The 14,731-nt window shown below is 71.1% G+C and carries 15 protein-coding genes; 9 read left to right on the top strand and 6 right to left on the bottom strand.

Features of this window, described 5'->3' with window-relative positions; genetic code table 11:
* The first annotated feature begins 178 nt into the window (after nucleotides 1–178).
* The 3 genes from ACZ518_RS17660 to ACZ518_RS17650 all read left to right on the top strand — a co-directional run bounded on the left by ACZ518_RS17660 (nucleotide 179) and on the right by ACZ518_RS17650 (nucleotide 3,717).
* Nucleotides 179–1,294, top strand: a complete 1,116-nt coding sequence (locus ACZ518_RS17660) for a LacI family DNA-binding transcriptional regulator (protein ID WP_007265278.1) — start codon at nucleotides 179–181, stop codon at nucleotides 1,292–1,294.
* A 216-nt stretch (nucleotides 1,295–1,510) separates the two neighbouring features.
* Nucleotides 1,511–2,752, top strand: a complete 1,242-nt coding sequence (locus ACZ518_RS17655) for a metallophosphoesterase (RefSeq protein ID WP_469114019.1) — start codon at nucleotides 1,511–1,513, stop codon at nucleotides 2,750–2,752.
* Between the two features lie 149 nt (nucleotides 2,753–2,901).
* Nucleotides 2,902–3,717, top strand: coding sequence for a hypothetical protein (locus ACZ518_RS17650; protein WP_469113918.1), 816 nt, complete (start codon nucleotides 2,902–2,904; stop codon nucleotides 3,715–3,717).
* A 151-nt stretch (nucleotides 3,718–3,868) separates the two neighbouring features.
* Here ACZ518_RS17650 and thiC read toward each other — a convergent pair whose 3' ends face one another.
* Nucleotides 3,869–5,656, bottom strand: a complete 1,788-nt coding sequence (gene thiC / locus ACZ518_RS17645; RefSeq protein ID WP_469113917.1) for a phosphomethylpyrimidine synthase ThiC — start codon at nucleotides 5,654–5,656, stop codon at nucleotides 3,869–3,871.
* A 210-nt stretch (nucleotides 5,657–5,866) separates the two neighbouring features.
* Here thiC and ACZ518_RS17640 point away from each other — a divergent pair, with 210 nt between their 5' ends.
* On the top strand, nucleotides 5,867–7,312 hold the full coding sequence (locus ACZ518_RS17640; RefSeq protein WP_469113916.1) for a YibE/F family protein: 1,446 nt from the start codon (nucleotides 5,867–5,869) through the stop codon (nucleotides 7,310–7,312).
* A gap of 36 nt (nucleotides 7,313–7,348) precedes the next feature.
* Here ACZ518_RS17640 and ACZ518_RS17635 read toward each other — a convergent pair whose 3' ends face one another.
* The 4 genes from ACZ518_RS17635 to ACZ518_RS17620 all read right to left on the bottom strand — a co-directional run bounded on the left by ACZ518_RS17635 (nucleotide 7,349) and on the right by ACZ518_RS17620 (nucleotide 9,615).
* On the bottom strand, nucleotides 7,349–7,798 hold the full coding sequence (locus ACZ518_RS17635) for an SsgA family sporulation/cell division regulator (RefSeq protein WP_469113915.1): 450 nt from the start codon (nucleotides 7,796–7,798) through the stop codon (nucleotides 7,349–7,351).
* A 97-nt stretch (nucleotides 7,799–7,895) separates the two neighbouring features.
* Nucleotides 7,896–8,666, bottom strand: a complete 771-nt coding sequence (locus ACZ518_RS17630) for an IclR family transcriptional regulator (RefSeq protein WP_469113914.1) — start codon at nucleotides 8,664–8,666, stop codon at nucleotides 7,896–7,898.
* A 181-nt stretch (nucleotides 8,667–8,847) separates the two neighbouring features.
* Nucleotides 8,848–9,072 (bottom strand): DUF5326 family protein, encoded by a 225-nt coding sequence (locus ACZ518_RS17625; RefSeq protein ID WP_469114018.1) that lies wholly within the window; start codon nucleotides 9,070–9,072, stop codon nucleotides 8,848–8,850.
* A 225-nt stretch (nucleotides 9,073–9,297) separates the two neighbouring features.
* Nucleotides 9,298–9,615, bottom strand: a complete 318-nt coding sequence (locus ACZ518_RS17620) for a cupin domain-containing protein (protein WP_427706964.1) — start codon at nucleotides 9,613–9,615, stop codon at nucleotides 9,298–9,300.
* Nucleotides 9,616–9,706: 91 nt separating this feature from the next.
* Between ACZ518_RS17620 and ACZ518_RS17615 the strand changes: the two genes are divergently transcribed.
* From ACZ518_RS17615 to ACZ518_RS17595, 5 genes are all read left to right on the top strand, one after another.
* A complete protein-coding gene (locus ACZ518_RS17615; RefSeq protein ID WP_007265269.1) occupies nucleotides 9,707–10,087 on the top strand; it encodes a phage holin family protein in 381 nt (126 codons plus the stop codon).
* A gap of 11 nt (nucleotides 10,088–10,098) precedes the next feature.
* Nucleotides 10,099–10,605, top strand: coding sequence for a low molecular weight protein-tyrosine-phosphatase (locus tag ACZ518_RS17610; RefSeq protein ID WP_469113913.1), 507 nt, complete (start codon nucleotides 10,099–10,101; stop codon nucleotides 10,603–10,605).
* Complete coding sequence (locus ACZ518_RS17605) at nucleotides 10,602–11,780, top strand: cystathionine gamma-lyase (RefSeq protein WP_469113912.1); 1,179 nt, start codon at nucleotides 10,602–10,604, stop codon at nucleotides 11,778–11,780. Before ACZ518_RS17610 ends, ACZ518_RS17605 begins: the two co-directional genes overlap by 4 nt.
* Nucleotides 11,781–11,960: 180 nt before the next feature.
* A complete protein-coding gene (locus ACZ518_RS17600; protein ID WP_469113911.1) occupies nucleotides 11,961–12,857 on the top strand; it encodes a LysR family transcriptional regulator in 897 nt (298 codons plus the stop codon).
* A gap of 61 nt (nucleotides 12,858–12,918) precedes the next feature.
* Nucleotides 12,919–13,398, top strand: a complete 480-nt coding sequence (locus ACZ518_RS17595) for an NUDIX domain-containing protein (protein WP_469113910.1) — start codon at nucleotides 12,919–12,921, stop codon at nucleotides 13,396–13,398.
* Between the two features lie 31 nt (nucleotides 13,399–13,429).
* Here the strand turns inward: ACZ518_RS17595 and ACZ518_RS17590 are convergent, their stop codons facing one another.
* Nucleotides 13,430–14,635: a globin domain-containing protein gene (locus ACZ518_RS17590; protein ID WP_469114017.1), complete on the bottom strand. Its 1,206-nt coding sequence runs from the start codon at nucleotides 14,633–14,635 to the stop codon at nucleotides 13,430–13,432.
* Nucleotides 14,636–14,731 lie beyond the last annotated feature (96 nt).

Here is a 14,731-nt window from a genome sequence, read left to right as displayed (position 1 = left end):
GAGACGGCTCCGTTTTGGCATGCTCGTACCCGCCGACAAGCCCCACTCTCGGCATCAGGTGCAAAATACCTTCAATTCCAAGGTCATTGGGGGTGGCGAACCGTGCAGAATCGTGCCTGTCAACGCGTGCATATGCACCCGAACCACCCTCCCCTCCGAGCCCTACTATCGGCTCGCCATGACAGCAGCAGGGAAGCATCAGGTGAGCCGGACCGAGACCACCCGGCGGGTCGGCGGTCGACAGGGCCGGGCCGGCATCAGGGACGTGGCCGCCGCGGCGGGCGTGTCCATCACAACCGTCTCCGACGCGCTCAATGGCAAGGGGAGGCTGCCGGACGCCACCCGCCGCCACGTCCGCGAGGTCGCCGACCGGCTGGGGTACCGCCCCTCCGCCGCGGCCCGCACCCTCCGTACCGGCAAGTCGGGCCTCATCGGCCTGACCGTGACCACGTACGGGGATGAACCTTTCACCTTCACCGAATTCGCGTACTTCGCCGAGATGGCACGGGCCGCCACCTCCGCGGCGCTCGCCCGCGGCTACGCCCTCGTCATCCTGCCCGCCACCTCACGACACGACGTCTGGTCCAACGTGGCCCTCGACGGCACCGTCGTCATCGACCCCTCCGACCACGACCCGGTCGTCAGCGAACTGGTCCGCCAGGGCCTGCCCGTGGTCTCCGACGGCCGGCCGGCAGGCACCCTCCCCGTCACCGCCTGGGTGGACAACGACCACGAGGCCGCCGTACTGGGCCTCCTCGACCACCTCGCCGCCGCCGGAGCCCGCCGCATCGGGCTGCTGACCGGCACCACCACCGACACCTACACCCGGCTCTCCACGACCGCCTACCTCAACTGGTGCGAGCGCGTCGGCCAGGACCCCGTCTACGAGTCCTACCCCGCCCACGACCCGTGCGCGGGCGCCGTCGCCGCCGACCGGCTCCTCGCCCGCCCCGACCGCCCGGACGCCGTGTACGGCCTCTTCGACCCCAACGGCACCGACCTCCTCGCCGCCGCCCGGCGCTACGGGCTCCGGGTCCCGGAGGACCTGCTCCTCGTCTGCTGCAGCGAATCCACCGTCTACGCCAACACCGAACCGCCCATCACCACCCTCTCCCTCAAGCCCCGCCGCATCGGCACCGCCGTCGTACAGCTGCTGATCGACGCGATCGAGGGAGTGGACACCGGACGCCCCGTCGAACAGGTCGTGCCGACCGAGCTGATCATCCGCACCTCGTCGCAGCGCAGAACGCCCCGCACGACCGTCAGCCCGCCGCGTTCACCGGCCCAGGACTGACCGCCACACCGTCACATGGGCGGGGCCGACGGCCCCGCCGAGGATTTCTACAGCGCCGAAATCGGAACAAAAGGGCAGGAAGGAGAGGTTCCGGCCAGGATTCACCACCCCTGGTGCGTCACAGAGCGCGAGCCGCATTCCTATGATGGGCGCACGACATCACGGACCCTCCACCCCGGAGGTGAGGAGGGTCCGCAGGTGCACGGCAGCGCGACGGTGGTGGAGGGGTCGATGACTCAGGGGGCCGGTCAGGGACCCGCGATGCGGACGGACACGCTGCGGGACTTCCGGGTGCCGGTCGTCGAACCCGCGCCGTACACCGCGCCCGCCGCACTGCCCGGCGAGCCCCCCGTGTACGGCGAGTACCCCGCGTACTACGACGAGAGCGCTCCCGTGCCCCCGCGGCCCGGGTACGCCCCCGACCGCCCCGCCTCAGCCCCTGCCGCCCGCCCGGGCACGGAGGCCGTCCCGCAGCAGCGCACCGCGGGCGACGGCGAGTACGCCGACGGCGGCGGTGACGACGGCTACACCCCCACGCAGCGCGACCTGCCCATCATCGTCCGCGGCTCGGCCGGCGGCCCCGGGGACACCGTGCAGGTCCAGTACGTCCCCCAGGAGCACCCGGGCTCCGGCCCCGGCCCGCTCTACGTGGTGGGCGACGTACACGGTTACCTGGACGAACTCATCCGGGAACTCCAGGCCCAGCACCTCATCGACGCCGAGTGCCGCTGGTCCGCCGGCAACGCCCGGCTCTGGTTCCTCGGCGACTTCACCGACCGCGGCCCCGACGGCATCGGCGTGATCGACCTCGTCATGCGGCTCTCCGCCGAGGCCGCCGCCGCCGGCGGCTACTGCAAGGCCCTGATGGGCAACCACGAGCTGCTCCTGATCGGCGCCAAGCGCTTCGGCGACACCCCCGTGTCCTCCGGCGCGGGAACCGCCACCTTCCAGGCCGCCTGGCTGCTCAACGGCGGCCAGCGCACGGACATGGAGCGCCTGGAGGACGTCCACCTCCAGTGGATGTCCCGCCTCGACGCGGCGACGCTGCAGGACGGCCACCTGCTGCTGCACTCCGACACCACGGCGTACCTGGACTACGGCGACTCCATCGAGGACGTCAACGACACCATCCACGAGCTGCTCAACCGCAACGACGCCGACATCACCTGGGACCTCTTCCGCAAGTTCACCAAGCGGTTCGCCTTCCGCGACGAGGAGACCGGCCCCCAGGCCGTACGGGAACTCCTGACCACCTACGGCGGCAGCCGGGTCGTCCACGGCCACAGCCCCATCCCGTACCTGCTCGGCGAGGTGGGCACCGAGGACGGCGACGACTCCCACGGCCCGGAGGCCGTGGACGGGCCGCACGTGTACGCGGACGGGCTGGCCATCGCGATGGACGGCGGCGTGACGATGGCGGGCAAGCTGCTCGTCGTTCAACTACCTCTGCGCGACTGAGCGTTCTCGGAGCGGGGTATTTCAGCAAAGCCCCTGTCACGGCGTGGCAGGGGCGCTCTACCATCGCTCTATCCGTAGCAGGCTCTCCTCCGTTTGTGCCGGAGCCCCGGATCTACGCGGGCATACCGGCATGTACGGAGCATCGGGGGATGCACATGACCAGCGCTCCGCACCTGCTCACCGAAGACCGACCGGAGTTCGACCGGCTCCTCGACGAGGTACTGCGCACCGCGGACGGACGGCCCGAACTCGCCACCCTCGGCGAACGGCTGAACGCCGAACAGCTGCGCACCATGGCCCTGGCCGCCACCACGCTCCTGACCGCCGCGGCGGCCGCCGAGTACGACCACTACGTGAAGGTGCGGGAGGAACTGCGCGACGGGGCCCTGTCGGCCTCCGGGACGGTCGCCGAAGACGGCGCCGAGGATCAGGACGGCGGAGCCGGCGTCACCGCCGTGGTCGGCGTCCTGGCACCGGTCCTGGCGGGCACCGCCATGCTGATCTTCCTGCTGGTGGGATACAGCCTCAAGATGATCGACCCCGCCCCGGCCTTCGCCGAGACGATGCTGACGGCGGGCTGGCTCTTCGGCGGGCTCACCGTGGCCGCCCTGCTGTTCGCGGTGATCGGGCTGCTCGTGACGGCCCTGCGCAACAGTTCCACGGAGGTCGCGGCGGAAGAGAGCGTGCCGATACCCGACGAGCTCTCCCGCGCGCGAGAGGCCTGGCGGAACGCACTGCTGGAGCGGGGCATCGTGCCGTTCCTGCGCGACGCCCTGGCCGACCCGACCGCCGGGCCGGGCTACCCGGTGCCGCGCACGCCGGGGGCCGGACGGATCCCCAGCCTGGGCTACACGCGCCCGGACTTCACCAGCCCGGGCCCCAACTCCCAGGGCTCCCGCCCCGGCTTCACCTCGCCGGACTTCACCAGCCCGGACTTCGGCGGCCCGGAGCACGACCCCGAGTGAGACCCCGGGCGTCGGGGTCCCGCCGCCGCGCTCCGCCCGTCCGGGCCTGTTTCACGTGAAACATCCGCCCGTGCCCACGGGCTTTCCCGAAACGGCGAAGGCCGGCCGACGACTCCCCCCGGAATGCCGTCGGCCGGTCCTTCCGCGCCGGTCAGTCGGCCAGCGGCAGGTAGACCCTGTTGCCCGAGGCCGCGAACTCGGCGGACTTCTCCGCCATGCCCGCCGCGATCTCATCGGCCTTCAGGTCACCGCCGTGCTCACGGCGGATGTCCTGCGAGATCTTCATCGAGCAGAACTTCGGACCGCACATGGAGCAGAAGTGCGCGGTCTTGGCCGGCTCGGCCGGGAGGGTCTCGTCGTGGAACTCACGGGCCGTGTCCGGGTCGAGGGCCAGGTTGAACTGGTCCTCCCAGCGGAACTCGAACCGCGCGTCCGACAGGGCGTCGTCCCACTCCTGGGCACCAGGGTGGCCCTTGGCCAGGTCCGCCGCGTGCGCGGAGATCTTGTAGGTGATGACGCCGGTCTTCACGTCGTCCCGGTTGGGCAGGCCCAGGTGCTCCTTGGGCGTCACGTAGCAGAGCATCGCGGTGCCCCACCAGGCGATCATCGCGGCGCCGATACCCGAGGTGATGTGGTCGTACGCGGGCGCGACGTCCGTGGTCAGCGGGCCGAGCGTGTAGAACGGCGCCTCCTCGCAGATCTCCTGCTGGAGGTCGATGTTCTCCTTGATCTTGTGCATCGGGACGTGGCCCGGGCCCTCGATCATCGTCTGGACGTTGTGCCGCTTGGCGATGGTGTTCAGCTCGCCCAGCGTCTTCAGCTCCGCGAACTGCGCCGCGTCGTTGGCGTCCGCGATGGAGCCGGGGCGCAGGCCGTCACCCAGCGAGTAGGTGACGTCGTACGTCGCGAGGATCTCGCAGAGCTCCTCGAAGTTCGTGTAGAGGAAGTTCTCCTTGTGATGCGCCAGGCACCAGGCGGCCATGATCGAACCACCGCGGGAGACGATGCCGGTCTTGCGACGGGCGGTCAGCGGCACGTAGGGCAGCAGCACGCCGGCGTGGACCGTCATGTAGTCGACGCCCTGCTCGGCCTGCTCGATGACCGTGTCCTTGTAGATCTCCCAGGTCAGGTCCTCGGCCCTGCCGTCGACCTTCTCCAGGGCCTGGTAGAGCGGCACGGTGCCGATCGGGACCGGGGAGTTGCGCAGCACCCACTCGCGGGTGGTGTGGATGTTGCGGCCGGTGGAGAGGTCCATGACCGTGTCGGCACCCCAGCGGGTGGCCCAGGTCATCTTCTCCACCTCCTCCTCGATCGAGGAGGTGACCGCGGAGTTGCCGATGTTGGCGTTGACCTTCACCAGGAACTTCTTGCCGATGATCATCGGCTCGATCTCCGGGTGGTTCACGTTGGCAGGAAGCACCGCGCGACCTGCGGCGATCTCCTCGCGGACGACCTCGGGGGAGACGTTCTCGCGGATCGCGACGTACTCCATCTCCGGGGTGATCTCGCCCCGGCGGGCGTACGCGAGCTGCGTGACCGCGGCGCCGCCGCGGCCCCGGCGGGGCTGGCGCGGGCGGCCCGGGAAGACCGCGTCGAGGTTCTTGAGGCCCCCGCGCGGAGAGGTGTGCTTGATGCCGTCGTCCTCGGGGCGGACGGGGCGTCCCGCGTACTCCTCCGTGTCACCGCGGCCGATGATCCAGTTCTCGCGCAGGGGCGCGAGGCCCCGGCGGACGTCGGTCTCGATCTGCGGGTCGGTGTACGGCCCGGACGTGTCGTAGAGCGTCACGTCCTTGCCGTTGGTGAGGTGGACCTGGCGGACCGGCACCCGGATGTCGGGGCGGGAGCCCGCCACGTAGCCCTTGTGCCAGCCCGGCTGGCGCTCGGTCTGGCCGTCGGCGTCCTGGCTGACGGCAGGCGTGCGTGCGTCCTGAATGGTCATGAGACCTATCTCCCTACGCCGGCATTACCCGGTAACAGGTTCGGCGGTCGACGCAGCCTCCTCCCGTACGCATTCTCATGCGCGTACGGTGATCAGCGCCCTCTCAGCCCGGTGCTCCGAGCTCCCGCGTTGTGCAAAGTAGCCCCCACGTTAGCGTCGTGTGTGGCGTGCTGAACAGTAGGCCCCCTCAACTCTTGCGATGATCTGCCGGTGACGTCCTCGCCGCAGCCTCCCCACGAGCCCACAGAACCCTTGGGCCACACCGGCCACGAGCATGCGTCCCACGGGCATGCCGAAGCCTCCTCCCACGGGCATTCCCACGGCCACGGACCCGGCCACGGTCATGGCCACGGCCACGGCCACGGGCCGGCCGCTCCGGTCTCCAAGCACCTGCGCAAGGTGATCGCAGCCGTACTCATCCCCTTCGCCGCCGCCGTCTTCATCGGCATGGCCGTGCTCTGGCCCGGCGGCGCCCCCGCGCACGAGCGCACCGGGGTGGGCTTCGACCGCCAGACCCAGCAGGGCAAGGTCGTCGCGCTCGCGAAGGTCGACTGCAAATCGGTGAACGCCTCCCAGGTCCCCCCCACGGGTGACACGTCCACCCCCGAGGGCCGCGAGGCGCAGGCCGCCCGGACCGGCGAGTGCAAGAAGGCCACCATCGAGGTGACCAGCGGACCGGAGCAGGGCCGGGCCTTCTTCGAGATCGTCCAGCCGGGCGCGCCCCGGCAGTTGGAGAAGGGTCAGGAGGTGGTGGTGGCGTACGCCCCGGACGCGCCCCGGGACCTCCAGTACTCGGTGATCGACTTGAACCGCAAGTTCCCGATGGCGCTGCTGGCCGGCATCTTCGCCGTCGCGGTCGTCGTGGTGGGCCGGATGCGCGGCCTCTTCGCCCTGATCGCGCTCGTCGTCAGCTTCGGTGTCCTGACGCTCTTCATCCTCCCGGCGATCCTGCAGGGCTCGAACCCGCTGCTCGTCGCGGTCATCGGCGCCAGCGCGATCATGCTGATCGCCCTCTACATGTGCCACGGGCTGACGGCCAGGACCTCGGTCGCCGTCCTCGGCACGCTGGTCTCGCTGCTGCTGATCGGGCTGCTGGGCTCGCAGTTCATCGGCTGGGCGTTCCTGAGCGGCAACACGGACGACAACACCGGTCTGATCCACGGGCTCTACCCGGACATCGACATGAGCGGTTTGCTGCTCGCAGGCGTGATCATCGGATCCCTGGGCGTGCTCGACGACGTGACCGTCACTCAGACGTCGGCCGTCTGGGAACTCCACCAGGCGGACCCGGGCATGGGTCCGCGCGCCCTGTACCGGGCCGCCATCCGGATCGGCCGCGACCACATCGCGTCGGTCGTGAACACCCTCGTCCTGGCGTATGCGGGCGCCGCGTTGCCGCTCCTGCTGCTGTTCTCTATCGCGAACAGCAGCATGGGTACGGTGGCCAACAGCGAGCTGGTCGCGGAGGAGATCGTACGGACCCTCGTGGGCTCCATCGGGCTCGTGGCCTCGGTGCCGGTGACCACGGCGCTGGCGGCACTGGTGGTCTCAGCCGACCGGCCCGGGCCCGCGGACGGGGCGGCCGGCAGCCCGGCCGCCGGTCCGGCCGCGGCGCCGGCCCGCGGCGGCCGGGGCCGGCGCCGCCGCAAGCGCTGAAGGGCGGGCCGGGGACCGGGACTTCCGGGGCCGGCCTCAGCCCGCCTTGCGCTCGTCGTGCTGCGACTCGGAGAGGATCTTGCCGAGTGCCTGGTCGAGGCTCTCCTCGAAGTCGCCGAGGTTGCGCTCCTGACCGAGCGGAACAAGCCGGTCGGTCCGGTCGAGGAACGCGACGAGCGGGCCCGCGCCGGCCCGGAACAGGGCCCGGTCACCCCCGACCTGAAGCCGGATGTGGACGTCGGACAGCTCGTCCGGATCGGTGGGCGCGATGTGCACGTCGCCGTCACCGCTCGGCTTGTTGATGCCGTCGAGAAGCAGCTCCCGGCCGAACGCCCAGGTCACCGGGGCGTCTCCGGGAAGGTGGAAGGTCAGGCGGACCGCGTAGGGGTCACGGGCGTCGTACCGGAGCTCCACCGGGATCCGGAACGCGAGCTCCTCGGAAACGAGGAAGCTCATCATGACCTCTGCCTGTACCGACTCGCGCATTGCCTACCCCGCTGTAGTGGAAGTGGCCAGGAATGATCCCCCAGGGCCGTCTTGACAAGGGTGGTGGAAGCGCCAGCAGATCACAAGGAGTGAGTTTTCAGATACTGATAGAGAAGGAGAGGGTGCTCAACAGCGCGCCTACTTCACTCCGTAGTCGATCAACCGCATAGAGCAATCGGTCTTCTTGGTGCACAGGAAGGGAAATGGCCATGGTCGCGGCGGCATCGCCGGCCGTGATCGGGATGGCCGCGCACACCGTGCCGAGGGCGTATTCCTGACGCTCCGTAACCGGCTGCATCCGTTCCAGGGAGGCGATCCGCTGCTCCAGCGCGTGCATGTCCCGGACCGTGTAGGGCGTGATGCTCTCGACCGGGTGCCGGTCGTAGTGGTCCTTGCGCGTCTTCTCGTCGAGCTGGCCCAGCAGGCACTGGCCGATGGCGTGGGCGTGGGCGGTCGCGCGGAAGTCGGCCCATTCCGGGCAGGCCGGGTTGGCCGGGGTGTCCGAGACGCCCACGACCTCGATCTCACCCTCGCGGTAGACCGCGAAGTAGACAGGGGCCCCGACCGCGTCGCGGAAGTGCGCGAGCGAGTCGAGGATCATGCTGCGACGTTTCTGCTGAAGTCCGCCGCCCGCCAGCCGGCCGGCCGCGTCGCCGAGCACGAACACCCCGCCCTCGCGGCGCAGATAGCCCTCGTGCGTCAGGGTGCGCAGCAGGTGGTACGCGGTGGGGAGCGGGAGCCCGGCTTCGCGCGCCAGCTGTTTCGCCGGGGCTCCCCCGCTATGGGACCCCGCCGCTTCGAGGAGCCTCAACGCCCGCTGCACCGAACCGATCAGGGTCGGGACACCGGGATTGTGAACCGAAGGCAAAGCTCACCCCCAGGGGTGGCGGCGGGCCTGGGGGCGGCCCGCGCTGCGGGGGCCGCCCCCAGGGAACGGCACGGATTGCCACCCTATCGGCCGGTTCCCGCCGTGCGGGCGGTTGGCCGGTCCCGTTCCCCCGCCTGGGTCAATCCCCTTACCCGTTGGGGGAAAGGTGACGGCGCGGCTCCTACCAGTCGCTGGAGGAGGCCTTCGCCCCGCTGCCGTTGCGGCTGAACTTCTTGACCACGAAGACCAGCCCGCCGACGAGGGCGACGAAGAGCAGTGCGTTGAAGACGAACGAGATCAGCGCACCGAGGATGGAGGTGATCACTCCACCGAAGGCGAAGAGCGCCAGCAGCGGAACGGCGACCCACTTGACCCACCAGGGCATGCCCGCGAACGTCGCTCGGATCCCGTCCATGTTCCTACCTCTTCCTCGTCAGTGACCCCGTGATTCCGTGACTTCGTGAGTCCCCGGGTCCGTTTCTTTCCTCGCTCTCGATGCTAGGAGGCCGCGGTCCCGCGCAGGGGGCCGTGAGCCCTCGGAACCCCCTGACCCGCCCCCTAGGGGGATCGGGGGCACGACCCTCAGACCCTCGTCCGGCTCGGCCGTGCCCCGGCCCTGCCCGGCCCGTGCTCAGCCCTCCGGCGGTGAGAAGACCACCATCACCTTCAGGGGCTCGGTGATGTGGTGGAACCTGTGCGGCACCCCCGCCGGAACGTAGACGACGCTGCCGTTGGCCACCACCGTCGTCTCCTCCCCGACCGTGATGGAGGCCCGCCCGCTCACCACGAAGTACACCTCGTCCTGGCGGTGCGGCTGTTGCGGGTCGCTCTGCCCGGCATCGAGCGCGTAGAGCCCGACCGACATGTTCCGCTCCCGCAGGAACTGCAGGTAGGCGCCGTTGTTGGCGGCGCGCTCCGCTTCGAGCTCGTCCAGCCGGAAGGCCTTCATCTTCGCTGTGCCCCTTGCTCTTGCCCGTGCTGCCCCGGGATCCGCTGATCTGCCGATGCCCGGCCCGGATCTTCTCTGCCACGATCAGACCATGACGAATTTCGTAGTCAAGACGCTCGCCAACGCTGCGGCCCTGGCCGTCGCCATCTGGCTGGTCTCCGGGATCACCCTCGACGACGGCAGCAGCACGGGCCGCCGCGCACTGACCCTGATCCTGGTCGCGCTGGTCTTCGGGCTGGTCAACCTGATCGTCAAGCCCGTGGTGAAGCTGCTGTCGTTCCCGCTGTTCATCCTCACCCTGGGCCTGTTCACCCTCGTGGTGAACGCCCTGATGCTGATGCTGACCTCCTGGCTGGCCGGGAAGTTCGACCTCAGCTTCCACGTCGACGGCTTCTGGACCGCCGTCCTCGGCGGCCTGATCATCTCCATCGTCTCCTGGGCCGTGAACCTGGCCCTGCCCGACAAGAACTGAGCGGACCGCCCATGTACCGCGTGTGCTTCGTCTGCACCGGCAACATATGCCGCTCCCCCATGGCCGAGTCGGTCTTCCGCGCCCGCGTCGTCGAGGCCGGCCTCGACGGGCTGGTCGAGGTGGACAGCGCCGGCACCGGCGGCTGGCACGAGGGCGACGGCGCCGACCCGCGCACCGTGGCCGTGCTGGAGGCCGCCGGGTACGAGCAGGACCACCGGGCCCGGCAGTTCCGGGCCTCGTGGTTCGACCGCCTCGACCTCGTCATCGCCCTCGACGCCGGTCACCTGCGGGACCTGCGCGGCCTCGCGCCCACCCCGGAGGCCGCCGCCAAGGTCCGGCTGCTGCGCTCGTACGACCCGGCCCCGGCCGCACGGGCCGGCGTACCGGGCGCGGCGGACGTGCCCGATCCGTACTACGGCCCGTTCGACGGGTTCGAGGAGTGCCTGGCCCTGGTCGAGGCCGCGAGCACCGGCCTGCTGGACGCCGTACGCACCGCCGTGAAGGAGCACACCCCGTGAACGAGCACACTCCCGGCGAGACGGCCGCGACCGCGGCCCCGGCCGACCGGTACGGCGACGGAACCCGCGCCGTACGCGCAGGGCTCCCCGAGCCCGCCAAGAACGAACCTCCGCTGCCCGGGCCGGTCTTCGCCGCGCACTTCCACCTCCCCGGCGAGGTCTCGGGCCCGTACACCTACGGCCGCGACACGAACCCCACGTGGACCCTGCTGGAACGGGCCATCGGGGAACTGGAGGCACCCGGCGAGGAGGGGGTGGAGACCGTCGTCTTCGCCTCCGGCATGGCGGCCGTCTCCGCCGTCCTGCTCTCCCAGGCCCGCACCGGCGACACCGTCGTCCTCCCCTCCGACGGCTACCAGGCGCTGCCGCTGGTCCGCGAGCAGCTCGAGGCGTACGGAGTCCACGTGCGCACCGCGCCGACCGGCCAGGACGCACAGCTCGACGCCCTCGACGGGGCCCGGCTGCTGTGGATCGAGACCCCGTCCAACCCGGGGCTCGACGTCTGCGACGTACGCCGCCTCGTGGCGGCCGCGCACTCGGCGGGGGCCCTGGTCGCCGTCGACAACACCCTCGCCACCCCGCTCGGGCAGCGGCCCCTGGAGCTGGGCGCGGACTTCTCCGTCGCCAGCGGCACCAAGGGACTCACCGGCCACGGCGACCTGCTCCTCGGCTACGTCGTCTGCCGCGACCCGGAGCTCGCCGCGGCCGTCCGCCGCTGGCGCAAGATCGTGGGGGCGATCCCGGGTCCCATGGAGGCCTGGCTGGCCCACCGCTCCCTGGCCACCCTCCAGCTGCGGGCCGGGCGCCAGTGGGGCAACGCGCTGGCAGTGGCCGAGGCGCTGGCCGACCGGACGGACGTCACCGGGCTGCGCTACCCGGGGCTCCCCTCGGACCCCTCCCACAAGACGGCCGCCCGGCAGATGCGCGGCTTCGGCTCGGTGGTCTCCTTCACCCTCCCGGACCGCGCGCACGCGGAACGCTTCATGACCGCACTGCACCTGGTCGAGGACGCCACCAGCTTCGGCGGGGTCCGCTCCACCGCGGAGCGGCGCGGCCGCTGGGGCGGCGACGACGTGCCGGAGGGCTTCATCCGGTTCTCCGCCGGGGCCGAGGACCCCGAGGACCTGGTCGCCGACGTGCTCCGGGCCCTCGATTCCGCGGCCACCGGAGCCTGAACGGGCGAGGGGGCATCAGAGCGGTCCGAGCCTCCCCCCTGGTGGCTCGGACCGCCCGGGTTCCCCGAGAGAAGAACCATGCCGACAAGGCTAATTGACTCAGCGTCAGAGTCCAATCACGGTAACGACAGGGGCCTATCGGCATATTTATAGTTGAAGGCCCCACCGAGAGGGGCCGCCATGGACCTGGCCCTGCTGCGTACCTTCGTCGCCGTGCACCGGGCCGGCTCGTTCACCCGGGCGGCCGCGCTCCTCGGGCTGTCCCAGCCCGCCGTCACCTCGCAGATCCGCACCCTGGAACGGCAGCTCGGCCGGCCCCTGTTCCACCGGCGCGCCCGGGGCGTCACCCCCACTGCCGTCGGCGACGAACTGGCCCACAAGGCCGCCCCGCACCTCGACGCGCTGCTCCGGATCGCCGAGACCGAGCGGGAGGCCGCCGGAGCCCTGCGGACCCTGCACCTGGCCGGGCCCCCGGAGTTCCTCTGCCTGCGCGTACTGCCCGCCCTCGCACCCCTGGTCGGCCAGGGACAGACCCTGCGGACCGCCCTCGCGCCCGGCGCCGAGGAGAACCTCGCCGGTCTGGCCGCCGGGCAGCACGACCTGGTCGTCACCACCGCCCGGCCGCGCGGCGGCCCCTTCACCACGACCGTCCTCTGCGACGAGGAGCAGGTGCTGGTCGCCGCTCCCTACTGGGCCGCCCTGGCCGACCCCGCCGCTCTGAGCACCTCGGGCCCCGCGGCACTCGACGGGATCCCGGTCGTCGAGGTCCACGAGAGCCTGCCCCTGGTCACCCGCTACTGGGCCGCCGTCTTCGACTCCGTGCCCGACTCCGCCGCCACCGTCGTGGCCCCCGACCTGCGGGCGGTACTGGAATGCGTCCGGGCCGGCTCCGGGCTCGCCGTGCTGCCCCGCTACCTGTGCCAGGACGCCCTCGACCGCGGCGAGGTCGTCTCCCTGCTGGAACCCGCCGTGCCCCCGCTGCGCACCTGGTTCCTCGTCGTACGGGCGGGCAGTCTGGCGCTCGCCCACCTCGCCCGGGCCCACGACCGGCTGCTGCGCGCCGCCGAACACTGGTGAGCCCCTGGGGTTTCGGACGATGGCGCGTTTCGGAAGGGCGGACGTGGGCCACTCTTCTCCCATGACCGAACGTCCCGTGGTCAAACGCACCGCCCGCGCGATCCTGCTCGACGGTGGCGACCTGATCCTCATCAAGCGCACCAAGCCCGGCGTCGACCCGTACTGGCTCACTCCCGGCGGCGGTGTGGAAGCCTCGGACAGCACTGTCGTCGACGCCCTCCACCGGGAGCTCCACGAAGAGCTCGGCGCCAAGATCACCGATGTGGTGCCCTGTTTCGTCGACACCGTCGAGCACATCGCCTCCGGCGGAGTGACCGGGGTGAAGGTGCAGCACTTCTTCGTCTGCCGGCTCGAATCCATGGACCCCGGCCTGCGCCACGGGCCCGAGGTCGACGAGCCCCAGGGCGAGTACGAGATCGTCCGCGTGCCCTTCAGCCGGGTGGGCATCGCGGCCGTCCACCTGGTTCCGCTCTCACTGCGCCACTACCTCGACGGCAACATCGAGGGGGTGCGTGCCATGCACGCGCCCGATCTGGGCTGACCACGCCGGGAGGCCGGCGGGACGGGCCGAGTCATCCGGCCACGCCCGCCAGCTCCTCCAGGGCGTCGTAGCGGATCCGCTCCCCGGGGATCCCGATGCGCTTGAGCGCGTCCACGCCGCTGCGGACCATCGCGGGCGGCCCCGAGATGAAGGCGTCGTACGAGCTCCAGGGCCCGTGCTCACCGACCGCCTGCGGCAGCTGTCCGGCCAGCCCCTCGCCGATCACCGGGCGGACCGACAGCCACGGGTGGGAGCGCTGCAACCCGAGCAGGGTGTCCTTGTCGTAGAGGTCGTGATCGCTGCGCGCCCCGAAGAAGACCTCCACCGGGCGCCGCTCGCCGTGCTCGGCGACATCCTCGATCAGCGCCTTGATCGGGGCGATTCCGGTACCGCCGCCCAGGCACAGCATCCCGTTGTCGGTGCTGTGGTCCACCACCATCGAACCGGCCGGCGGTCCCAGCCGCAGTACGTCGCCCGGCCGGGCGTGCCGTACCAGGGCGTTGGAGACCCAGCCCGCCGGGACGGCTTTGACGTGGAAGGACAGCAGCCCGTCCGCGCGGGGCGCCGAGGCGAAGGAGTAGTGCCGCCAGACCCGCGGCCACCAGGGGGTCTCCAGGCTCGTGTACTGGCCGGCGAGGAACGGGTACGGCTGGTCGGGGCGGACGGTCAGCACGGCGATGTCAGAGGTGCGCAGGTCGTGCGAGACCACCTCGGCGTGCCACCAGGCCGGTGCCCTGGCCTCGTCCTCCGCCGCCGCGTCGATCATCGTCTGCGAGATGGCCGTGTAGGCACGCACCCACGCCGCCTCGGTCTCCGGCCCCCAGGTGAGTTCCGCGTACCGGGCCAGCGCGCCGATCAGCGCCTCACCGACCGCCGGGTAGTGGGCGGACACGGTGCCGTACTTGCGGTGGCCCGCGCCGAGCCGGCGCAGGTACGGGATCAGCACCGCCGGGTCGTCGATGTGCTCGGCGGCGGTCAGCAGGGCCTTCAGCAACCGGTCGCGCTGGACGTCCATGGCCGCCGGGAACATCTCCCGGACCTCGGGGTGCCCCGTGAAGACCAGGGCGTAGAAGTACGAGGTCACCTTGTCCGCAACGGGGGCGATCTCCGCGAGGGTCCGGCGGATGAGCACGGCGTCCGGGGAGGGCTCGATCACACCGCCCCCGGAGGGTATCCAGCCCGTCGGTCTGGCCGATCTGGTGGGCGGAGCGTCCATGCGGTGCCTCGCTTCGAGAATCTCGGTCGGGTCTCACACGCCACGGCCTCGGATCCGTGGTTCCGGGTTTCACAGCGTGCCAGCCGACCGAGAGCGCGGCGGAGGAATGGAAGAAAC

The organism is Streptomyces sp. NPDC033966 (genome assembly GCF_055575955.1).
Note: the sequence above shows the minus strand (reverse complement) of the source record. Positions and strands in the feature narration are given on the sequence as shown.